Genomic DNA, 23,958 nt, shown 5'->3' on the forward strand with positions numbered 1-23,958 from the left:
GCCCCTGTATCACGGAATTGTGTGATACATGCACGCCATAAGTTCCGTCGCTTAATTTGTCCAGGAGCTCTTTCGTCGGCGCCGTCATTTGGCTTGGCTCTATACCGTTGAACGGAGAAACCGCTCCGATGGAATCATAGAATGCCTGCAAATTTTCATCTTTTGCACACCAGTTAATAAAGTGCTTGCTCACGTCTATATTTTTCCCACCCTTTGGAATATAGAACTGTGTGCTGGTGGACTGGTAGATCGTATCGTTTTCTCCAATGTAATAGGGGATCATGGTCAGTTTGTCCGCTGTTCCTTCTCCATATTTTGCATTGATCTCATTGAACCAGGATGTCAGTCCGATCAGAACGCCGCATTCATTGTCTGCAACCGCCGCAAACTGTCCGTCCCAGGACTGTGCCATTGGATTTTTTCCAAAATAGCCGTCTTTCGACCAGTCATACAAATCCTGCAGCATTGCATTGAAGCTTTCGCTGTCACCGTAGTTCATCTCGTTTGTATTAAACTTTTTGATCAGATCAGGATCCTTCTGATTGTCCGCATAGACACCTGAGCTTGTGATATTGCCGCACATCCAGGAATCTCCTGCGCCAAAGTAAAATGGGGTATAGCCTTTTTCCTGCAGCACTTGAAAGGAATCTACAAGATCTTCTTTGGATTCCGGGATATCCAGCCCGCATTTCTCGAACACCTCTCTGTTTACACAGAAGCCCCAGTAATCCTGTGCTGCCAGCGGGCAGCCGTAAAGTCTTCCGTCTGTGTCCACAAATCCGTCGATGCTGTTCAGTTTTTCCACCCATGGTTCCTCCGTCAGATCCTCCAGATTCTGGGAGGCGTTCATATAAGTCAGCTCGGCCGGTGATGCGGAGTTCATGATGATGTCCGGAAGTTCTTTTGTGGTAAACTTGGATTTGATGACCTCGGATGCGGTATCGCTTGGCAGGATCTCCACCTGGATCTTGACTCCAAACTCCTCTTTGTATTCGTCCACCAGCGCCTGCATTCCGTCTTTCCACCAATCCTGTGAAGTAACCAGTGAAATGGTTCTTCCGTCCAGATCGTCTTTGGTGTACTCGTAAATATTGGCATCGGTTTCCTGTTTACTGCTCCCGGAACCTTTCTGTGCGTCCGCACCTTTATCGTCCCCGCCCTGGGAACATCCTCCGAGGATTGCTGATACTGTAAAAATTCCTGCCATCAGCATTGGCATTACTCTTCTCTTTTTCATAACCTTCTCCTTTCTTCTCCTGTACCTTTCCTTTACTGATGATTAGATTATAATCGGGCTGCCTTCTTTTTCACATGCACTTTTCACAGGAACAACTTGCACTTTTCAAATATACTCCCGGACAATGCTGTATTTTACGCCCGCTTTCAGATCAATTTCAGCCTCCCAGCCTGACGTTACCGGCAGGGCGCGTCCCAAAGCGCCGCCATTCTCCCCACGAATTACAAAAGGAATGGAACATACGATCACGGCCCGCCCATCTCTTCCAGCGCACAGGCCGCCGCCTGTAAGAGCCCCCTCTTCCCACTCCAAGGATATCCCGAGGCTGCCCGGTGCGCCAATTCCCTTTACACGGCCGCTTTTCCATGCTTTCGGCAGTGCGGGGAGCAGATAAATCTTTCCGCCAAGGCACTGAACAAGGAATTCGGCCATCCCTGCTGCCGCTCCCAGGTTTCCATCGATCTGGAAGATTTCACGTTCCCCTTCATTTTCTCCCAGAGGCGGGTGCAGGTCGAATAAATTATCATAAACCGAGTATTTCAACATCTGTTCCACGTATTCCCATGCACTGTCCGGATCCTTCAGCCTTGCCGAAAAGTTGATCAGCCAGGCGCAGTTCCAGCCGATATACTGCTTTCTCCCATTCAGCCTGATCTCCAGGCTCTTCTTAACAGCCTCCACAAGCCCGGGAGTATCTTCACTATTGATCTGGTTGAAGGGATGAAAACCAATCAAATGTGCAAAATGCCGGTGGCCCGGATCTGCTTCCCTGTATTCTTTCCTCCATTCCAGCAGCTGTCCCTTGCTGCCGATCTGAAATTCCGGAAGCGCATCCAGTACATGTCCGGCCTCCTGGCACTGCCTGCTTACTGGCTGTGTTCCCCGCAGGATCTTCTCGATTTCCAGCAGGTCCAAGAGAACTTCCCGGATCAGAACAATGTCCATCGTGGAGGACACACAGGCGGCGCATTCTCTTCCCTGGTCATCATAAAATGTATTTTCCGGAGAGGTGGAGGGACATGACTGGTATACCCCGTCCTCCTGATATAAATAATCTAAGATAAACGCCGCACATGCTTGAAATACGGGATAGATCTCCGCCAGATACTCCGGATCCCCTGTATAGAGATAGTGCCGGTAAAGATGGGTTGTGAGCCAAAGACCTCCCATAGGCCAGTACGCCCACTTTACTTCTCCCAGCGCCGGAATACACTGCCGCCACAGATCGATATTGTGGTGGATCGCAAAGCCGCGGCAGTTTAAGTTCGCCGCCGCTTCCTGTCCCGCGTCTGCAAGTTCTTTTATCATCTGAATCAGCGGGATCTCACACTCCGGCAGATTTCCGGGCCCGCAGATCCAGTAATTCATCTGGGTATTGATATTCACGGTCCAGTTGCTGCTCCACACGGACCGCACGTCCTCACACCAGATACCCTGGAGGTTCGCCGGCTGTACCATAGCGTCCAGCGGCCTTGAGGAAGAGAGCATCAGGTATCTTCCGTAATGGAATAATAGCACGGAAAGGCCCGAATCGACGCTTCCACTTCTTACCATCTCCAGGCGCTCATCCGTCGGCCGCTGCTCCGCCTCTTCCCCGCCCTCTAATTCCAGGACAGTCCGAAGATAAAGCCGCTGATGTTCCCGCGTATGCTCCCGGAAGTGCTCCTCATAGGATGTAAGCTTTGCCTGTTCCCACCGCTCCTCCAGGCAATGAACCAAGAGTTCGTCTTGTGTGCACAGGGGGCTTCCGTAACCTTCATATCCGGTTTTACCTGATAAGAACAAGGTCAGGCAGGTAAAATCCTGAATGCAGATCTCCCCTTCATTCTCCCTGATCAGGCCGTCACATTCATTAACCCCAATAAAAAGGCCGTATTTCATGCCCGGCTTTTCTTCGTCGTACAGAATCGGGTCGCTGCTGGATACATAGTTTGGCTCTACATGGGAAGGCGCCTGTGCCCATAATAACAGCCCTTGCGTCTTTGCCTCATTCTTTAGCACTTTTAATGGGGTATGCAGGGAGATCGTAACTGAGAGCGGCGCGCCTTCTGTATGAATCCGGATATACATCCCGTTTTGTACTGCCGAGACAAAAACCTCTTCTCTTACCTTCTGCCCCTTGAACTCCCAGACCGTCCGCGTTACGGCTTCATCCAAGTGCAGACGCCTGTCACAGGCATCGTATTTTGCATCAGTCCCAAACTGCAGCTCCAGCCGCCCTGCCGACAGATAGGATTCATTATTACACCCCAGCATATGCTCCTGGATCAGCTTCTGCGCGTCCCAGTACGCGCCGTCCTTTAAAAGTCTTCTGGCCTCCCCCAGCATTTCCTGCGGGATCTTCTGCTGCCCCCGCCAATGTCCCGGGCAGCCGGACCACAAAGTATCCAGGTTCAGAGAGATGCGCTCCCGGGGAAATCCCCCGTATACCATAGCCCCAAGATGTCCGTTTCCGAGCGGCAGCGCCTGGGTAAAATCTTTTGCCGGCTTTGTATACCATAATGTCTGGTTTTTAGTTTTCATAGTCTCTTCCTTTCCCCGTTTTTTGTGCAAAGGGGTCTGACCCTTTTGCAGAGGGGTCTGACCCCTTTCCCGCCTTTTCAGACAGTACCGGTGTTTCCTGCAGGCCAAATGGTTTCAGCACTGTCAGGGCAGACCATGCATCCCCGCTCTCATATACCGGTGTCACCGGAAAATAAAGTTCCAGCACATTCTCTCCCTCTGCAAGCTCCAGTTCTGCCGTGTAGGGCGGGCCGATCAGCATTTTCACCGGTTCTTTGTTGAGTTGGATTTCACATACATCCACTGGCTGCGGTATGGTTATTTTTCTCTGTACCGCTTGATCCGCAGATACCACGGTTCGGTAAATGATCTGGCCGTTGAATTTTTCTGACGCCAGCCATGGATTCAGATCCTCAAGCACCCCAGAATTCCCACGCCTGAGCAGCACCGGCTCTTCTGCCCTGCTGTCCGCCGCATAGATCTCCCATATGCTTTCTATTCTTTCACTTTCTTCCCATTGTCCCTGTGTTTCCGCCGGGATTTCTTCCCGCAGGAAAAGGCAGACCGCTGCCTCACCTGGCTCCAGGCTTAGAACTGCATTTCCCTCCGCATTTCGTTTCAACTCATAGCATTTGTTTTCGAGTCCGTCATAGCGCACAGCATATGCCGGCTCTTCCCCCTTTTGGCAGACTGTGAATTTCTGTTTCTCTGCCACAGCTTCATTAAAACAAAGAAGGGCTGTCCCGTAATCATTTTCATATGGATAGGTTCGGAGCTTTTTATTCCCTCCCTGTATGACCAGACTCGGATGAATCAGTTCCATCACCCTCCCGGGGAGTTCCGTGAGCGAAACTGTCTCCACCATGCTGATAAAGGCATTATCCGCATCCGGCGCCCTGTCGATGCAGAGTACCCGGCCTCCCAGCCGCATCCATTGTTCCACCCCTTTTAAAGTCTCTTCGGGCAGAAATTTCATGGCCGGAATTACCAGGCATTCATACTCCTGTGAACCCACTTTCAATGTGTTCCCATACTGTGTTTCATACCCGCCCGTACCGGAAAATACATCGCATGGAATCACATCTGCATCGATCTGGTGCTCCATCAGGCTGCGCAGCGGTTTCTGGTACAACTGCGCATCCTCTCCGGACCATTCCGCGTCCGCATGATACAATACCGCGGCCCGCGCAGGATACCTCCCTCCGCTCAGCAAATGCCCCATACGGTTCACATATTCCATTAATTTCTGAAAATACGGATACTGCATATGTCTGCCTCCTGCATAGAAATGAGGCGGGCAGTCCGGATCCGGATATGTTTCCGGTGAAAATGCATGCGGTACGAAGTAATTGATCCCCCTGGCCAGCATATGATCCGCCAGCCATTTCATCAGGGATACGCCCTCCTGCCATCCAAACGCGCCAAATATCTCACACATCGCCCTGCCCTGATGCAGCAGGTTAATATGCGCCGCAGAACTCCCCAGCTTTCCAAGTCCGTAATGGAAGAACTCTCCATCCCGGTCAGAAGCCACCCACTGATGGGTTTCCTGATCCATCCCCGGCATTACCTGCAGCAGCACGACATCGATCCCTCCCATATCAAAGGAGGACATGGTTCTGAAATAGTGGCCGGTGCTGCATCCCAGACGCCCGTGGGAATTGTCATCCTCTATAATATGACCGACATGCAGAACACCCCTCTCACTGCACCAGTCATGGATCTGATCTGAAAATGCGGTTTTTAATTGTTTTGTCACCGCATCCATATATTCGTACCGTATGGTTTTTGTCCTGTCACCGCACGGGTACCAAAGAGCCGGGAGATGATTCACAAAATCCACTTCCCATTTTTCCCGCAGCCTGTCGGAAAGTTCTCCGCTCCACGGAATAAATTTCATCTTTTCCCCAAGCCTTGCCTGAAAATCATACCCCGGAAGATTGCCAAATTCCGGCTCATCCGAAAAGAACCCTTCGAAGGTGCCGCCGAATTCCTTTCCATAATGCCTGTAATGCGGCTCATATACCTGCTCTATCAGCACTTTTACGGATTTCGAATCCAGGATATTAAAATAATTTAGTTTTCCATTCCCTTCATGGGTTGTATAGAACAAAACCACCCGGTGAAGCCCTTCCGGCACATCGATCCGAAGCCAACCGTCTTTGATCTTCCCCGTCACGTCAAGGCTTTTGGACAAGTCCAGTTCCGTACTGCCGGAATCCGTCCGGGGCGAAAGCACTGCCCCAACCAGCTCTTCTCCTTCTTTCAGCACCGCTCCCGCAGGAAGCGCAGCCTGTCTTACCGGCCCCAGGACATCCGTTGACCAGCAGGTAAGAAACTGATTTGACAACTCGTTCAATCCGCCTTCAAATGCACCGTTTGCATGCCCTGTTGGAAAATGGTCGTCATCCAGGAGCCATAGCTTCATGTCATGCTCTTTTGCATATTCCATAATAAAATCCATATCTGACCACCAGGACGTCCCCCCAAAGTCCGGATGGGGCCTGGCTTCAATGCAGATTCCGCGTATATTGCAGTCATAGATTTTATCCAGTTCTTCCCTTAATACCTTATGATCCTCACCGTGCATCCAGAAAAACGGATAGATTGTGTTACCCGCTTTGCCCTGCAATACCTGCTCTAATCTGTTATTACTCATGATCCCTGCACCTTTTCCATATTTTTACTTCATAAGGCTGCAGACAGCACTGCCTCTGCGCCCCCCATTCCTCAGGTATGTCAGCTGTCTGTTCCCTGCCGGAATGATTCATCACAAACAAAAAGGCCTCCCTGTCATTCTGCCTCACCGCATATTCAACCGGCCCGCCCCAGGTATTCCTGAGCATAAAGCCGCATTCCCTGCCAACCTGCTTCATGATCCATTCTCCCGCCGCTTCATCCGGAACGCATCCGATGTACCATGCTTTACCACTGCCGTACGTATGTACGGTGACTGCAGGTTTCCCTTTGTACATCCCTGTCTCATACAGAAGAACCGGCTCCGCTCCCTCCGGGCAGATACAGTCACACCAGATGGCGCCTTTTCCAACAGAACCTTCCCTGCTTTCTCTGTCTTGTTCTTTCCGGTTTTCTTGTTTATCCCCTGCCCGGGGCGCTGCTGCCAGACCGGACTCTTCCGCCCACATGCAGTCGTACTCGGGAACCGTAATTCCCAGCAGCTTTCTAAACGGCCCGGGAAGTATACCGGGAAGGCATGCGTTGCAGCGGTCTTTCACTCCCGAACGCACCGACATTACCAGGTTTCCCCCGGATTCCACATAGCGTTCCAGCCTCTCCGCCTGCTCCGGGGACGAGAGATACTGAAGCGGGGCAAATACCAAAGGATACATCTCCATTGGCTCGCCTTCCCGTATGAAGTCAACCGCTATGCCTGCCTCGTAACACCATCTGTAAAACTGCTGCACCTGGTACAGGTAAGAATAATCCGGGTGATGGGGCTGCACCTGAAGCGCCCAGTCCTGCTCATAGGAGAAGAGTATCGCCGCTTGTCTCACCGGCATGCTTCCCTTCATCTCCTCCATCACCGGCTTCAGCGTTCGGATCGTTTCCTGCAGTTCCCGGTAAGTTCTGCCCGGGACACCGCTGTGCGGCAGAATCCCATGCCAATACTGTTCCGTTCCATAAAGGCAGTTCCTCCATCGGAAATAGACAATTGCGTCCGCTCCATGCGCTACGCTCTGCGAGGTCCAGAGATTCAACTGCCCCGGCTGCGGAGTCCTGCCGATCAGTTTGCCCCCCGTGGCCCCTGCCTGCATCTCCAGCATCCAAAAAGGCTGTTTTTTGACGCTGCGGATAAAATCATAACAGGCTGCCACTTCCCATGCAGGCTGCCCCGGCTGCTCAAAATAGTATCCCGTCGGGTATTGGTCATTGCCCGCAATGTCCAGGTTCTCTGCCATTTCAAAATAGTCCGTTTTATCATAAAATCCCATTAGATTGTGGGTAATCATCTTATCCGGAGAGATCTCCCGGATGATATCTGCCTGCATCTTCAGGAAATCATTGACCAGGTCGGAGGTGAACCGTTTCCAGTCCAGTTCCAGAGATGGGCTGTGCATGGTCGGCACTGTCCTTGGCGCGGGGATCTGGGAAAAGTCGTTATATTCCTGGCTCCAGAACACGGTACCCCATGCAGCATTCAACTCCGAAACATTCTTATACTTTACTTTCAGCCAGCGCTGGAAGCTTCTCTCGCAGCTTGGGCACATGCACAGATCTTCATGGCTGTTTCCCAGCTCATTATCAATTTGCCAGCCGATTACCCATGGCTCATCCTTGTACTGCCCGGCCATTCTCTCCACTAATAACCGGATCGCACTCCGATAATGATGATTGCTCATGCAGTCGTGATGGCGGCCGCCGAATCCCTTACGCTCCCCGCGGGAGTCCATGGGAAGTATCTCCGGATCCTCCCCGATCAGCCAGGCCGGAGGCGCCGCAGTAGGGGTGCCCAGTATGGTATAGATGCCTGCCTGTTTCAGCATTTCAATGATTTCATCCAGCCATCCGAACTGGTAGACTCCGGGTTCCGGCTCAAAACGGCTCCAGGAAAACTCGCCCATACGCACTGCCTGGATCCCCATCTCCTTCATCAGCCTGATATCCTTTGCCCAGCGCTCCTTCGGCCAATGCTCTGGGTAATAATCCACGCCAAAGGAAATCGGCGGTATAGCTGTCTTGTTCATAACTTTTCCTCCTCTGCTTCTTCTTTTTTCACCTTTCCACCACTTTTGCGGTATATTTAAGGCATTTTTGTTTTAAAAGATAAAAGATCAATTTTAGTATAAACGCAGCCGGAACGGATTCACATGAAGGATTCACAGATTGTTTATGTAGAAAGTTTATGTCATAAAAGATTTTCAGTGGTATAACTAAACGGACAGGCAGCGGAAGTGGCGGCGTGCGCATCCCGCCTGGAAGGCTTTTTTCTCTTATAGGCGAACTTTCCTATAAGAGAAAAAATAAGCCACACAAAATAAGGCTGCTTTTATAAATCCAGCCTTATTTTGTATGGCTCATTAATTGATCGTAACAGTCCAGGCAGACCTAAACTGTTACGATTGATATTCTATCTTTACTTCTCGTCAGGGATTATGATTGCAGCTATAAAATATGCCACAATACCGCTGCCTGTGCAGCCTAAGAGTACCAAAAGCAAACGTATCAGAGTTGCGTCTATGTTGAAATATTCTGCGACACCTCCGCACACTCCGCAAATCATGCGGTTGTTTCTTGAACGGTATAATTTTTTTGGTTCCATAATAATTCCTCCTATTTTATTATAGATTTACTGCCTTATTGGTCTAAATGATGCTTAGCGTTACTTTTTAAAAATCTTCGTTGAATTTGACTTCCACTCTTCCGATGCCGCAGTCGATCTTCATCGGTCTGCCTGTTCCATTATCTAATTTACGTTCACTTCCAAGACCTGCATAGCTGTAATCTCCAACGGTAAGTTCACCGATTCCGCATTTCAGATCATAGTCGTAATCGTCCTGGTTACCATACAGTGTCATTTTAAGTTCGCCAACACCACAGTGAATGTCCGCAGATTGATTTACTTTTCCTTTTAGAGTCGTCTGGCCTGCACCACATTCCACGTCCAGCTCTCCTGCCTCAAAGCTTTTAATCACAGCCTGGCCTGCGCCTACATTGATATCCAGCTCTCCTGACTCAATGCTTTCAATTTTCAACAATCCTGCCCCGATATCGAAGGATGCCTCTGTAAGACCGCTGTCCTCCGGAATCTGAATGACCACGGCCCCGGAATTATGTCTTCCAATCTGTTTCCATATACTATGATTCTTTGTTTCAATAAAGAGTTCGTGGTCCTCTGTCCCCATGATCAGATTATTTCTCAATTTGCTGTTCAGCTGGCTGGTATCTACTGTAATGGTATCCCCGCTGTATCTTCTAATATCGATCTCCACATAGGTTACCTCTATATCAATGGACTGTATTTCCTTAAAATTGGATACATATTCTTCACTGCCCTGAGTATAATGCTCTCCGGCCGTCTCTAAGTCATCCAGATCTTCCAAGTCATTATCATCATAACCATTCCATCTCTGCCAGTCATCCCAGTAGAACCAACGGTCTGAAGCATACACCTCTCCGATGCCCGAAAGAGTCGCCCCCATTCCGGCGCCCGTCACACAAAGTACGAGTCCAATGCCTGCAATTGACGCACATACAATCCAAAAAATCTTCCACCCTCTTCTCATTGTTTAAGACACCACCCTTCTGTGAAATGGCCAGCGGCAGATATTTACAATGATTCTGCACATAGCCGGATAAATAACCATGCAAAGTCTTACGGTTGCCACGGTAGCAATAAGTCCCAGTACAAATATAATTAATCCGGAACCGCAGGTCAAAAGTGCTGTAGGAAGAGCAATCAGCAGCTTTGCCAGGCCGAATACAAAAACAACAATACCGGAAAGCATCAGGGCAACGGAGCCGACAACAAGGCCTGCGAACAATCCAAATGCGGCGCACACGATTCCGATAATCAAAGCTGCAATCCCGATCAGTACAGGGAATGCAAACGGAATCACTACCAGACAAATCAGAATCACCAGTATGATCTTAAGCGTCTTGCTGGTTCTGGGTCTCTCACTACCATCATCATAGTCTGTATAGGAAGATCCTCCATAGGACTCATTCCCGGATGTACTCCGATAGCTGTAACCGCCCTCAGCCTTTTTATAAGTATTCTCTCTTGTTGCGGGATTCTCTTTTTTCTCAAATCTGGAATCGCTGTAACCGTTCTCTGTAAATTCACCGTTTTCACTGCTTCCGCCCTTTAAATCCGCTTTGATCGTAGCTGCAACCTTTTCCGGGCTGCCAAGTTCGCTGATGACTTCCGCTTCGTGCTCCTCTCCGGCATCCTCAAAATAATCGGTATAATACTGCAGCGCTGCTTCCCGCTCATCTACAGGAATGCCGGTGAGCAATCTTTCAAGTTTTTCCATAAATTCGTTTCGATTCATGCCGTAACACCTCCCTCAAATATCTCGTTAATCTTACTGGAATAATTCTTCCACTCTATTCTGTATAAATTCAGCTGAGCCATTCCTTTTTCTGTTACTTTGTAGTATCTCCTGTTTCTCCCATCAAACTGCCTGTCATATACTTCCAGACATTCGTCTTTCTGCAGCCGTCTGAGCACAGGGTATAGTGTAGATTCCGATACTTCAATAACCCGGCGGACATCCTGGGTTATCTTATAACCATACGTCCCTTCTTTCTCCCGTGATACAACTGCAAGCACAATTGCATCCAGCAGTGCTGCTCCGGTGTTAAATACCATGTTATCACTCCTTTTTATAATATTATGATACTGTTAATATTATGAAATTGTTAATATTACTATTTCATCAATATTATTAACTTTTCTATATTATACGATATATAATATCACCTGTCAACCATTATTGTATTCTTTCGGGGGAATTTTTGGGATGGTATGGGGACGCCGCGGGAACCGGACATAGGGGTGGTGGAGGCGGGGTATGGCTGTAAGATGCAGTAAAGTAAAATAGAACGAAAACCGGGGCAGCCTGGACACATCACCCGAAGCCCTTATGGGGGCTTCGCGCGCTGGGTCCAGGGATTCTTTTGATTCGGTATCAAAAGAATCACCCCGGTTTTCGTTCTATTTTACTTAACTGCCTCTAACAGCCATCCCCATGCTTCCGCCCCCCCTATGTCCGGTTCCCGCGGCTGGCTCATCCGATCGGGAAAAAATTTTGTGGGAGGTATTGGGGGCGCAGTGGATGGAGAATGGCGGTTGCGTTTAGTGCTGGGAGGAGATAGTTTTTTAGGTATGCTATTTATGCTGCACTGCTCCAATATATTACTATTCCCGCTGCCTGCAGCATCATAATGCAGGGGATTCCGATTCGGAATAGGGGTTTTCTTGTTTTGTGATGGAAGATCTGCATACCTAGCAGCGCTCCCGGGGATCCGCCAAGCAGCGCCAGGAGGATCAGGGTTTTTTCCGGGATCCTCCATTTGTTTTTTTGCGCCCTTCTTTTATCATCCCCATAGGTAAGGAATGCGATGACGTTTATGATGATGATTGCTGTTGTAATATAAGGATAGTTCATGGCACACTCCTTCTTTATTTTTATACTTGTATCTCTTTTTCCAGTGTGAAGGAATAGATGATTTTTTCCTTTACTTTTTTTCCCAGAAGCTGTTCCAGCGCCTGGGCATAGTAGTCCAGCTGGGCATGATATTTTTCCTGCAGCTCACGGGCTGTTTTTACTTTGTCTGTTTTGTAATCCAGTACGACCAGCTCTCCGGCTTCCTCGAAGTATACATCGATGATACCCTGTACCAGGATCGTCTCTTCAGTGGCTTGGCCGGGGTAGATTTCACGGGCGTCCACTCCCAGAACGAATGGCTGTTCTTTTTTCAGCTGGCGATTCCGGGCCGCATTGTGCATACGCAGTCCACTCTCACAGTGTAAAAAGGCCAGTATGTCCGGAATGCGGATGCATTCTGCCATCTCGTCCGACAGTTTTCCCTCCGCCTGCAGGTCGGTAATTTCTTTTTCCAGAGTATCCGCATCGTAATCCAGGGAAAAGTCCAGTAATTCCAGTAGTTTATGATATGCACTTCCCCTGGATGCCCCCGTAAGCTCGGCTGATTCCTTGAGAAATTCCGGAAGAAGCGGCACGATATCCGGTTCTTCGTATAATTCTTCTCCCGATTCCTCCGAGAGATAGGCACGCTTTTTCAGCTCGGATACCGTGAATTTAAGCTTTAGTTTCTGCTCCTGCCCATAGGGATACGTATACTCCAGCTGTTCGGGCAGTCTCTCATGAAGTGCTTTGTGATAGATATGTTCCGTGTTCCAGTGCTCCAGGACATCTCTCGCCAGGCTTTCTGCCTGCTGTTCCACCGTATCTGCGGCGGCGGTGTCCAGACAGTCTGTAATCGCAACTTCCAGCGGGACCTCGTCCGTAATCCGTGGAATCAGCGGGAGTATCCAGTCCAAATAGGTGCGCGCACCAGAAAGCACATAATACGGCAGGGGCAGGGTCTTACCGCCTGCAGCCTGCTCTGCCCGATATTGCTCAAGCACTTCTCCGGCATGGGGCAGCCCACCCGTCATGATCAGCTTTTCCTTTGCTCTGGTTAGGGCCACATAGAGTACCCGCAGTTCCTCCCCCAGATTTTCTCTGGTAATCTCTTCCTGGATTACCTTCTTTAATATAGTAGAAATCCTGGTTCTTTTTTCCAGATTAATTGCGTCTATACCAACGCCCCACTCCGGATGTATTACGATACTTCCTTTTACATCCTGGGTATTGAACTGTTTCCCCATACCGCATACAAATACAATGGGAAATTCCAGGCCCTTACTCTTGTGGATCGTCATAATCCGCACCGTATCAGACTGTTCATCGGCTATATTGGCTTCCCCAAAGTCAACATCGTACTTCTTCAGCTGTTCAATGTAGCGTACAAAGTTAAAGAGCCCTTTATAGCTCGTGCCTTCAAATGCAGATGCCTTTTCCACCAGCATTTCCACATTTGCTTCACGCTGCGCCCCGCCCGGCATGGATGCGATATAAAGGCCGTAGCCCGTATCTTCGATAATCTTCCAGAGCAGATCATGTATTGCAGTATAAGGAACCATTTCCCGGAAATATTCCAATTTTTCCAGAAATGCCTGCAGAAGCTTTCGGAGATCTCCGCCTTGCTCTTCGGCATGTGCATACTCCAGGACTGCCTCATAATAGGGAAGTTCCGGATATGCATTGCGGATGTCCGCCAGCTGCTGCGCGTTCAGCCCTGCAAACGGGGAGGTCAGTACAGCCGTCAGCGGCAGCTCCTGCATGAAATTATCCAGAATTCTTAAGTAATCCAGCAGGACGCTCACCTCATAAGTTTCAAAATATCCTTCGCGGCTGCCGGCATAGGCGGGAATCCCTTCCTCCCCCAGCACTGCCGCGAAGACATCGGCCCATCCCTTGATGCTTCTGGTCAGAATCACCATATCTTTATACCGGGGCGCCCGGTAAGTTCCGGATGCTTTGTCCAGAACCCGGCCGCTTAGCAGAAGTTCTTTTATACGGCGTGCTACAGCACGGGCCTCCCTCTCTCTGCCGGATTCTCCGGTTGTCCCGGCAGCCACAGTTCCCGAAGCCGGTTTTTCCCCTGTTTCTGCCCCGGGATCCTGTCCCGGTCCTTGCCCTGATTTTGAATTATTTTCTCTGGCCACGCCGTCATCAGACGTATCTACCAGGATCAGCTCCGCCCGATTAATACTCCTTTTCTGCCCGTCCAGCTGCGGTTCAAAGGAAGCTCCTGGATAGAGCGCAGCCTGCTCGTCATAACAGATGCCGCCCAGCTCCCTGCGCATGATCTGTTCAAAGATAAAGTTGACGCTCCCAAGCACTTCCTCCCTGCTCCGGAAATTCTTATGCAGGTCAATCCGCTGCCGGTCGCTATCCTCCTGGCTGTATGTCTCATATTTTTCCATAAACAGTTCCGGCCTGGAAAGGCGGAACCTGTAGATGCTCTGCTTTACATCCCCCACCATGAAAATGTTATTTCTGCCCTTGCTTACCGTAGACACGCTGGTCAAAATAGCTTCCTGTATCAGGTTGCTGTCCTGGTACTCATCGATCATAACTTCCAAAAACTGTTCCTGATATTCCGCTGCCGCAAGTGAAGGCACAAGCCTTCCCTCTTCTTCAATAGTCAGAATCCGCAGGGCAAATTGTTCCATATCGCTGAAGTCTATCATATTTTTGCTCTGCTTTTTCCGGGAAAATGCTTCGGAGAACTGCTTCACCAGATCTGTCAGCACCTGCATGGAATCCGCAGATTCCTCCATGTCTTTCAGGATTTCTTCCGGCGCTTCATAGAAGTACATTGCGGTAATATCCTTCATCATTTTCTTGACTTTTTCACGCAGAGCTTTCACCTGATCCCTTTTATCCACATCCACAGAATCATCTTTCTTTGCTGAAAGACGCTTCCACGCAATACCCTGCACGACTTCGTGCATCCCAGCAAAAGACTCCTGATTCAAAAGATTTTCCAGGCCTGCGCTGTCAGATTCCAGCATCTCCCCATACATATAAGGACCATCGGGCAGCCCGCACAGGCGCAGACCTTCCTCCAGGATCAGCAGCATGTCCCCTGTTTTCTGACGGACCAGTACTTTCACGCGCTCCATGCAGGCCGGCTCCGTACTGGCGCCGTCACCCTGCCCGGTCCGGTAACTCCTTACACATGCATCCAGCCATAGTTCCGGCTGTGGATAACTTCTGGAATAATCATATAGCTTTAAGATAATCTCTTCGATTTTTTTATCATTTCTGCCCGTGCCGAACTTCTCTACAAACTCGAGAAACGAAGTCTCCGCATTTATATAGCATGCTTCTAATAATTCATCGAGAACATCCTGTCTGAGGAGCTTTAGTTCTCCCTCCTCAGCGATGCGGAAACTCGGGTCAATATCCAGGATATGAAAATGCTCCCGTATTACGGACAGACAGAAGCTGTGAATGGTTGTGATCTGCGCGCTGTGGATCAAGGTTGCCTGCCGCTGCAGGTGTACGTCTTCCGGGCGTTCCTCCAGCGCCTGCTCGATCGCCCCGCGGATACGTTCCTTCATCTCCGCAGCTGCCGCCTCTGTGAATGTCACGATCAGAAGCCGGTCCACATCTACAGGTTTCTCCGGATCTGTCAGCATCCGGATGATACGCTCAACAAGAACCGCCGTTTTTCCGGAGCCTGCTGCTGCCGAGACCAGAATATTCCGCTCTCTCAAATCAATAACTTTCTGCTGTTCACTGGTCCATCTCACGTCCATTTTCCCGCTGCTCCTTTCCGTCCTGTCTCATTCTCTCTACCGCTTCTTCCCTGTCCAGCTTTTCCATTTTCCGATATTCACATCCCTCAACGCGTACATCAAAGCCGCAGATATCCCGGTACGCACAGTAATCACAGCCCGTCTCTCCCCCCAGTTCATAGGGCAGGGCCTGTGCCTCCCCGGACAGGATTCTTCTCTTAAGCTCCTGCTCTTTTCTTTTTGTGTAAACCAGAAGCGTATGAAAATCTTCCGGAGCAAGCACTCTGGAATACCGGTTCAGGCTTCCGTCTTTATTCTTCCCTACCGGAATTAAATTTGATGTTCCCGACAGCCCCCTTTCCAGGTGCTGGATCACTGCCTCATCCGCATTGACAAGGCCGTCCAGTTTCAGTTCCTTCAGAAGTTTTTCCTGCAGGACCGCTTCATTTTTCTCCTTCTCCACGATCGGATCCTTCATGCGGTAATAAAAGATGCCGGCAGGCAGAATTTCCCGCCCGGGATACTTTCTTTGTTCTATGTCCATGGCCGCATTCAAATACACGGGCAGCTGCATCTGCAGCCCGTGATAAAATGCAGTAATGTCAAAGCTTTTAGAGCCGGTTTTATAATCCGTTACTTTTACATAGATTTTTTCTTCGTCCTCGCAGGTATCAATCCGGTCAATCTTCCCGCTGCCAAACTTCATCTCATAACCGCTCGGCACAAAATCCCCCTTTTTCAGCTGCTCTGTCAGAGCCCACACCGACCGGTGGATCAGCTTTTTAATACGGGTGATCATATATTCATTGCGCGCTGTACTGTAAAGAACCGTGTTGCCATAATCCACAATACTTTCCTCCACGCTTTCCTCGATCAGTTCTGCACGCATGTCTTCCGGCATTTCCGTCCACAAGACCTGGTTCATCTCTGCTTTTTTGGCAAAACGTTCCATTGACTGGTGGGCAATATTTCCCAGATCCATAGCCTCAAACTGATATGCTTCCCTGTCAGAAAGGCGCAGTCCATAGTTCAGAAAATGCGCATATGCACAGGAGGCGAACCGCTCCAGCCGGGTTACGCTGAAGCGGGAGGTATCCCCGTACATCAGTCCCGCAGACGCCGGGGAAAGGCGCTCCGGTTTTTTTACAAAGAAAGCGGCATCCAGTACTTTTCCGGTTTCTTCTCCGTGCTTCACATACCAGGTATAAAGTTCCTTCCACTCATCAGTCACCCCTGCCGCCCGGTCCCGCAGGCCCCGGATAAGATGGTCCACAGCGGTCCTGCCCGTCAGCTCCATATCCGCAACGCCTTTCATTTCTTCATCCACGATTTTAAGCTGCGGGTAGAGACGCCGTATATCCTGTACAAGGTAAGCCGGCCGGAGCGTTTTTCCCTCGGCTGATACCCTGCTGAATGAAATGGACAGATAGTCCGTCGGCTTTGTCAGGTTCATGTACAAGTAAAATTTCTGAATATAGGTTTTTTCTTTTGCTCCCGGGGAAAGACTGAGTTTCCGGCTGGCAAAATGCTCCCGGTCCCGTTCGGACAAAAGACCTCCCTGCCCAAGATTACCGGGAAGCAGTGTATCATTCGCCCCTACAAAAAAAAGAGCCTTGATATCCTTCAGACGGGTTCTCTCCACATCCCCGATAACCACCTGGTCCAGGCTCGGCGGAATTACCCCCACCTTGGCCTCCTCAAGCCCGGCATCCAGCAGTTCGCAGTATTCCTTCAGTGATATTCTTTCCTCCCCCAGCAGCTCAACGAATTTATCAAACAGTTCTATTGTAATACGGTAGACCTGGGCATATTCCTTAGCAAGTGCCAGTTCTCCCTGCTCCTGAAAACGGTTCTCCATCTCTTTGAGGCGGATCTGCGCCTGCTGCTCCGCAAGAAAATTATATACTGCTTCCGTCACGTCTTTTACCGTTTTGTTCCTCTGCTTCAGTACAGATACAAGAGAATCCAGCTGTTCTACAAAACGAACTCTCAGGCCGTTTAGCTCAGCAAGCGCGCTTTCCTCCATTCCAGCGGTACGCCGCACCCAGACAGACTGCCATTTTTTATAGCCTTTCAGCCCCAGGGCCAGCACATAATTTTCCATCCGGTCAATTTCCCGGCGGGTAAATCCTGCAAGCCCCGTCCTGAGATACCGGAAGACGCTCTCATAGGAAAAACTCTGCTCCGCCATTGCGAGAAGGCTCCTCAAATATTCTACAAAGGCATTCAGCAGAATACTCTTTTTATGGTCCATGAATATCGGAATATCATACGTGTCACAAGCTTTCTCCAGACAGGCCGCGTAAGCGTTCATATCGCTCGCAATCACCGCAATGTCCCGGTATCTGAGGTCTTTTTCCCGCACCAGATACCGGATCTGTGATGCCACATATTCTGATTCCTGTTTCGGATTACGCGTGATATGGACGGAAAGGACCTCCTGTGCCTTATCATACTGATTTTTGGAATACCGAAACAGCTCCGCTTCCAAAAATCCCAGCACCTCGTTCTCTTTAAACCGGTAAAACGGCCGCTCATACAGGCAGACCGCATCCTCAACCTCAACCCGGTTCTCCCGGGCGGTACGCACAAGGCTTGTCACCATCTGACGGCTCAGGGCAAACAGCTGATAGGGATGGCTGTACACATAGGGATCCTCCCGCGAATCCATCACCGCCGTGACGGCGACTGTTCTGCATACCCTCATCAGTTCCCCCAGCAGCTTATTCTGTACCGGAGTAAAGCCGGTGAATCCATCCAGCACCACGACACTGTGTCTCAGCAGTTCCGAATGGGGCACCGCTCCGCTCAGCACGTCCAGCAGCTCTTCCTTTGTGATATACTTGTCCGCAAGATAATTTTCAAATCCCTCGTATACCTTGCGGATATCCTGCAGCTTATAATAAAGATAGCTCTCCGGTTCCAGCCCTTCCATAAACTCATCCAGCTTTTCAAACCCGATCCCATACTGGGTGAACTCCGAGATCACTGACTTCACCTCGCTGATATAGCCCTGCTTCTTCAGATTTCCGCGCAGCACCTTCAGCTCGTTTTCATAGTCCCCCGCAATTTTACGCAGAATCAGATTCTTTCCCTCATCATCCAGAACCCGCTTCGTATCCTGCCCGGTCTCCTCAAAGATCCGGTGCGCCAGCCGCCCGAAGCTCAGAACATCAATATTCATGATTCCATGCCGGGGATGCAGTGTACACAGATCCTTCTGCGTCTGCATCGTAAACTGCTCGGGCACCAGTACCAGATAATTTAGGTCCGGGTGATTCATAGAATCTTCAATCACCTTTTGATATAAGTAATGAGACTTTCCTGAACCGGAATTCCCAAAAATAAATTGTAAAGCCATCCATACCTCCTAATATATAAAAACTTCAAAGGGGTTCGTCCCCTTTGCGGCGGGGTCTGCCCCCTATACATTGATTCCGGCTTTCCTAGCCTGGCTCCCCAGATCCCGGACCGCCAATCTGTACATTTTTCCGTCCTTGATAAAGTGTGTGCCGCACTGTCTGAATTCGAAATGTGTTCCTGCCCTGATGCACTGTTCCCGCAGAGAAAGTATCCATTCATAATCCAGCGGCCGCGCATTTTTGTCGGATTCCCCGCCCGCCACGACCAGCTCCACGCCCTCCAGGTACTGCTCCAGCCGGATACCGCCAATAAGAGGCTGGCAGATGATGTTCTTATGCCTGATAGGAAGAACGGAAAATATGGACAGCCTGGCATCTGCCATCTCTTGATTCTCTATGGTACATCCCACCGTGACATTCTCATAGCCGTCTCCCCAGTCCTTTGGAATACACTGCAGAAACCGTTCAATTCTCTTTGTCAGAAACAAAAAATGCAGATCCTGGCGCTCCCGGATCATATCCCAGCATTCTGCCCGCCATTCATCCGCATCCCCGAGCAAAAAGTCCGACGAAAAACAGACATATACCGTTTGACCCGATTTCATCTTATAATCACCGGACTTCTTCTTCTCGACCGGAGCATAAAAATTGTCCGTCCGCACGACCTGATCCGTATCAACCCCTTTTTTGCTATCTCCTTTATGAATATAACAGTACTTACATCCTTCGCTCTTTCTGTGGCATCCACGCCACGGATTCCACATTGCCATCAATCCGCCTCCCCTTATTCCGACGCCGTCTGCGTCCCCTTCTATGTTCTAGTCACCTCACCTGCGCTCACCGCTTACTCAATGTAACAGTTCAGGCAGGCCTGAACTGGTATCACTCAATACATAGAAAAGCAGCTTTCTGTTCCCATACTATTGACATTTTATTTAGATTTTCAAAGCTAGGACCACCGGAACTCCAGGAATGTCCGAGTTTACACTCCGGATACAGTTCTCTGAATTTCCTGTTTCCATACAGTAATAACCCCTCTTCCTTTTCAACCACGTAAATACATTCGTCCAGGCTGTTCAAAACCGTCTGATACTGCTGCATCTCCTGATTTACTTTTTTTACCTTCTTACTCTGCAGGAAAATGGACAGAACCTGGGATATCAGCGACAGTGTGCTCACCTCTTCCTGCGTCCACAAACGCAGGCCGGTACACTCATCAAATCCGACAAACCCACTGAAAACCTTCTCATCCCAGTAGGCACACTGCAGGGTGGAATGTATTTTCTGTCTGGCCAGCAGCTCTTCCTGTTCAGGTTTCAGGGTATGAATATCACGGCAGTAAAAAATGGAATCTTCCCCAAAAAGCTTCTCATAATCACCATAATCTTTAAACTCAAGATTTTTCAGATTGTCAATCTCCGGCTCAATGCCTTCGCTGCACCACTCATAAGTATTCGTAGTATACTTTCCATCGCTGGTATTTTCAAATACATAGGCCCTGCTTACATCAAATTGTTTCCCTACAACTTCTAAGACCGCATTAACCGCCTGATCCACATTCTCCGCCTGATATAGAATCCGGAATACATACCTGGCCAGATTATCACCGCTTTTAGCATATCTGTTTTCCGATTCAATCGCTGTCTTGGGTGAACTGTATTCCATCATTCCCAGCTCATATGCCTTATTACAGTCATAAATGACATAATGATTCTTCCCCTGACTTTTTGCCTGGTATAAGGCCAGGTCGGCCTTTCTGTACATTTCCTTAAATGTCCGCCCGTCCCTGGGGTAAATCGCTGCCCCGATGCTGCATGTGATACACGCCGGACTTTTCTCCTTCTCAAACAAGTGCCGGAACATGCGCAGAAGATCCTCCGCCTTTTTCTCCGCATCCTTAGGTGTTACAATGTTCTTCATAAAAATGATAAACTCATCTCCACCGATTCTGCCCACAATATCGCTTTCCCGCATCAGTCCCTTCATCCCAGCCGCCATCTCAGCCAGGACGATATCCCCGACCATATGTCCGTTCGTATCATTGATCTGTTTAAAATTATCTGTATCGATCATAAATAATGCGCCCATGGCATTACTGTTTTCCACAATATACCTCTTAATCTGCTTCTCTGTCTCCGCACGGTTATAAATCCCGGTCAAAGAATCTTTCTCCGCAATGTGCTGCAGCGGCTCTATCTTCTTTCTTTCACCCGTAATGTCCAGGCCGATGCTATAGTAAGACGGAATACCGTCCCCGCAGTCTTCCCCACTAACATAACAAAGCGATATGGTCCAGATTCTTTCTGCTTTGGAGCGTGTATATGCCCTTACCTCGAATACAACATGCTCTCCGGACTCTGTCAGATTGCCAGCCAATACGCTTGCACGTTTGAAATCCTCCGGATGCAGATAGGTGCATTGGCTATGGAGCTCCTCTTCAAACTGTTCCCTGGTATATTCGATCATTTCCAGGAAAATGTCATTATACCATAAAATCGAACACAGATCCCGTGCATCCAGCCGTATCATACCCGCGGGAACCAGCCTCAGAATAGCGTCTCGTTCCTGATCCCGTTTTCCACTGTTCTCCATTTTCATCTCTATCTTCTCCTATTCAGCATCTATATGTACCATTGGCTTATCCGCTTGATCATTTTATATATTGCTATTTTACAATCACGGGTATTATTCAATCTCCGTAGGTATATTATAAAGCCTTTATAAAACAATTGCCATAGAAATAATATTTCCAAATCTCTATTGGCACTTCAAAATACACGCAGCAGAAAAAATAAATGAGATTCTGGCCCGTAAATGTATGATACATGAAAAATCCCATCGTTGACTTTTAGATTGATATCTGCTACGATAATTTCAGATTAAAATAACAGATAGGAGATGTTAAGATGAAGAATTTTTTCTGCTAATTTATACCGCATAACAAAATGTGCTGACACGGGGACTTGGTCCGTTTTTTTGTTGTGCAATCGCAGAAAGGTTCATTCATTTGCTTCTCTTCACTTGATAGACAGCAGTCATTGACTCGCATGCTCTCAGCGCGCTCCGTTTAGAGGACTGGCGTTTTAACAGAGTATCTGAACTGCCATATTGGATCAGAAGCCGCAGGAATTAACTTTTCTGCGGCTTTCTTTTTACGTATCCCTGTCCTGCCCGCCGCAGGAGGGGGAGAACATCACATATGTCAGAACACAGATACGGAGGTATGCCTTATGTCAAGAATTCAAATAACAAATTTAACTTTTTCATATGATACAAGCTTTGATCCTATCTTCGAAGATGTTTCTTTTCAGATAGACACAGACTGGAAGCTGGGATTTATCGGCAGAAACGGACGCGGAAAGACCACATTTCTCAATCTTCTGCTTGGGAAATACGACTACAGCGGCACGATTTCAGCCAGTGTAGATTTTGAATATTTTCCCTATCCGGTAGAACATCCGGAGGAAATGACGCTTTCAATCATAGAGGATGTCAATCCCCTTGCAGAGAACTGGCAGATATGCAAAGAACTTAACCTGCTGGACGCTGATCCCGAAATCCTGTACCGCCCCTTTTCTTCCCTCAGCAACGGAGAGCGCACAAAAGTACTTTTAGCGGCACTGTTCTTAAAAGAAAATGCATTTTTACTCATCGATGAGCCCACAAACCATCTGGATATCAGAGCCCGGGAAAAAGTTGCCCGGTACTTGAGCAGCAAAAGCGGCTTTATCCTGGTCTCCCATGACCGTGCCTTTTTGGACGAATGCATAGACCATGTTCTCTCCATCAATAAAGCGGACATCGAGATACAGAAAGGAACCTTTACTTCCTGGTTTGCCAATAAAGAAGCGCAGGATAAAATGGAACTGGAACGCAATGTCCAGCTAAAGCAGGATATTCGGCGCCTGGAGGAGGCTTCCCGGCGAACCGAACGCTGGTCAGATAAAATCGAAGGTACCAAAACCGGAACCCGTATAGCCGGCCTGCGCCCGGACAGAGGCCATATCGGCCGCCAGTCTGCCAAGATGATGAAGCGGTCCAAGTCCACACAAAAGCGGCAGCAAAACGCGATCTCCGAAAAAGAGCATCTCCTGAAAAACATCGAGACAGCCGATGATCTTAAACTCAATCCGCTGCGCTACCACACAAGCGTACTGCTCTCTATGGAAGACATCTGTATCGCCTACAAAGATACGCCCGTCTGCCAGAATATCAATTTTACAGTACGTCAGGGAGACCGCATCTGCCTGAGAGGAAAAAACGGATGCGGCAAGACCAGCCTGATCAGGTTAATCCTGGGGGAGCCTGTTCCATATACCGGCAGCCTGCATCTCGGAAACCAGGTGAAACTATCGTATATCTCCCAGGACACCTCCTGGCTAAAAGGTAACCTCACTGATTTTGCCGCGCAATGGAACCTGGATGAAACCCTATTTAAAACACTCCTGCGAAAACTGGATTTCAGCAGAATACAATTTGAAAAAAACATAGATGAGTACAGCGAGGGCCAAAAAAAGAAAGTCCTGCTCGCCAAAAGCCTCTGTGAACCCGCCCATCTGTTCATCTGGGACGAGCCCATGAACTTCATCGACGTATTCTCCCGTATGCAGATTGAAAACCTTCTGCGGGAATATCAGCCGACAATGATCTTCGTAGAACACGACGAGGCATTCCAAAATAAGGTGGCAACATTGGTGGTGGATCTGGAGGGGGATAAGGGGACGCCTGTCCGGAATGGGGAGGGGTTGCAGACGGGGGCAGCGGATGTTGGCTGGATGCAAGGTGCTTTATTTTTCCGTTATGTATTATGCTATGTTATGTAATACGAACGTCTGCTTTCTGTAAGTGCCTTGTATCCCATACACATCCGCAGCTCCCGCCTATGGGGCGCTTCCGTAAAGGAGGGTTTCTGTCTGCCGGATGCGCCAGCTGTGGGGAATCGTGACAGGGGTCTTTAGGATGCTTCATTATGGCATTACAGCCTCTTCATCAAAATAAAAGCCAACATATGAACTGAC

Annotated in this window: 14 protein-coding genes; 1 reads left to right on the forward strand and 13 read right to left on the reverse strand. The window is 49.1% G+C overall.

What is annotated here, in order from left to right; translation table 11 throughout:
* The 13 genes from ARB69_RS02760 to ARB69_RS02820 all read right to left on the reverse strand — a co-directional run.
* Nucleotides 1–1,237 (reverse strand): ABC transporter substrate-binding protein (locus tag ARB69_RS02760; RefSeq protein WP_055150832.1); only part of this gene is annotated, 1,237 nt, incomplete at its 3' end.
* Nucleotides 1,238–1,342: 105 nt separating this feature from the next.
* Nucleotides 1,343–3,760, reverse strand: coding sequence for a glycosyl hydrolase family 95 catalytic domain-containing protein (locus ARB69_RS02765; RefSeq protein ID WP_055150835.1), 2,418 nt, complete (start codon nucleotides 3,758–3,760; stop codon nucleotides 1,343–1,345).
* Nucleotides 3,750–6,398 (reverse strand): hypothetical protein, encoded by a 2,649-nt coding sequence (locus ARB69_RS02770; RefSeq protein ID WP_174518396.1) that lies wholly within the window; start codon nucleotides 6,396–6,398, stop codon nucleotides 3,750–3,752. The genes ARB69_RS02765 and ARB69_RS02770 overlap by 11 nt, the downstream gene beginning before the upstream one ends.
* Nucleotides 6,391–8,445: a beta-galactosidase gene (locus ARB69_RS02775; RefSeq protein ID WP_055150838.1), complete on the reverse strand. Its 2,055-nt coding sequence runs from the start codon at nucleotides 8,443–8,445 to the stop codon at nucleotides 6,391–6,393. The genes ARB69_RS02770 and ARB69_RS02775 overlap by 8 nt, the downstream gene beginning before the upstream one ends.
* Nucleotides 8,446–8,834: 389 nt before the next feature.
* Complete coding sequence (locus tag ARB69_RS02780; protein WP_025655008.1) at nucleotides 8,835–9,020, reverse strand: PspC domain-containing protein; 186 nt, start codon at nucleotides 9,018–9,020, stop codon at nucleotides 8,835–8,837.
* 67 nt (nucleotides 9,021–9,087) lie between these two features.
* Nucleotides 9,088–9,984 (reverse strand): DUF4097 family beta strand repeat-containing protein, encoded by an 897-nt coding sequence (locus tag ARB69_RS02785; RefSeq protein ID WP_055150841.1) that lies wholly within the window; start codon nucleotides 9,982–9,984, stop codon nucleotides 9,088–9,090.
* A 3-nt stretch (nucleotides 9,985–9,987) separates the two neighbouring features.
* A complete protein-coding gene (locus ARB69_RS02790; RefSeq protein ID WP_055150844.1) occupies nucleotides 9,988–10,752 on the reverse strand; it encodes a DUF1700 domain-containing protein in 765 nt (254 codons plus the stop codon).
* On the reverse strand, nucleotides 10,749–11,072 hold the full coding sequence (locus tag ARB69_RS02795; protein ID WP_025655005.1) for a PadR family transcriptional regulator: 324 nt from the start codon (nucleotides 11,070–11,072) through the stop codon (nucleotides 10,749–10,751). The genes ARB69_RS02790 and ARB69_RS02795 overlap by 4 nt, the downstream gene beginning before the upstream one ends.
* 523 nt (nucleotides 11,073–11,595) lie before the next feature.
* Nucleotides 11,596–11,871: a DUF1294 domain-containing protein gene (locus tag ARB69_RS02800; RefSeq protein ID WP_025655004.1), complete on the reverse strand. Its 276-nt coding sequence runs from the start codon at nucleotides 11,869–11,871 to the stop codon at nucleotides 11,596–11,598.
* A 20-nt stretch (nucleotides 11,872–11,891) separates the two neighbouring features.
* Nucleotides 11,892–15,599: a UvrD-helicase domain-containing protein gene (locus ARB69_RS02805; RefSeq protein ID WP_055150847.1), complete on the reverse strand. Its 3,708-nt coding sequence runs from the start codon at nucleotides 15,597–15,599 to the stop codon at nucleotides 11,892–11,894.
* Nucleotides 15,577–18,939, reverse strand: coding sequence for a PD-(D/E)XK nuclease family protein (locus ARB69_RS02810; protein WP_055150850.1), 3,363 nt, complete (start codon nucleotides 18,937–18,939; stop codon nucleotides 15,577–15,579). Before ARB69_RS02810 ends, ARB69_RS02805 begins: the two co-directional genes overlap by 23 nt.
* Nucleotides 18,940–19,002: 63 nt before the next feature.
* Nucleotides 19,003–19,710, reverse strand: a complete 708-nt coding sequence (locus ARB69_RS02815) for a DUF5131 family protein (RefSeq protein WP_025655001.1) — start codon at nucleotides 19,708–19,710, stop codon at nucleotides 19,003–19,005.
* A 112-nt stretch (nucleotides 19,711–19,822) separates the two neighbouring features.
* On the reverse strand, nucleotides 19,823–21,538 hold the full coding sequence (locus ARB69_RS02820; protein ID WP_055150853.1) for a diguanylate cyclase domain-containing protein: 1,716 nt from the start codon (nucleotides 21,536–21,538) through the stop codon (nucleotides 19,823–19,825).
* A gap of 632 nt (nucleotides 21,539–22,170) precedes the next feature.
* Here ARB69_RS02820 and abc-f point away from each other — a divergent pair.
* The gene (gene abc-f, locus ARB69_RS02825) at nucleotides 22,171–23,763 is read left to right on the forward strand and encodes a ribosomal protection-like ABC-F family protein (protein ID WP_083487000.1); all 1,593 of its coding nucleotides are present in this window, start codon (nucleotides 22,171–22,173) and stop codon (nucleotides 23,761–23,763) included.
* Nucleotides 23,764–23,958: the final 195 nt, after the last annotated feature.

Source organism: Faecalicatena contorta, assembly GCF_001404335.1.
GTDB classification, from domain to species: Bacteria; Bacillota; Clostridia; order Lachnospirales; family Lachnospiraceae; genus Faecalicatena; species Faecalicatena contortus_B.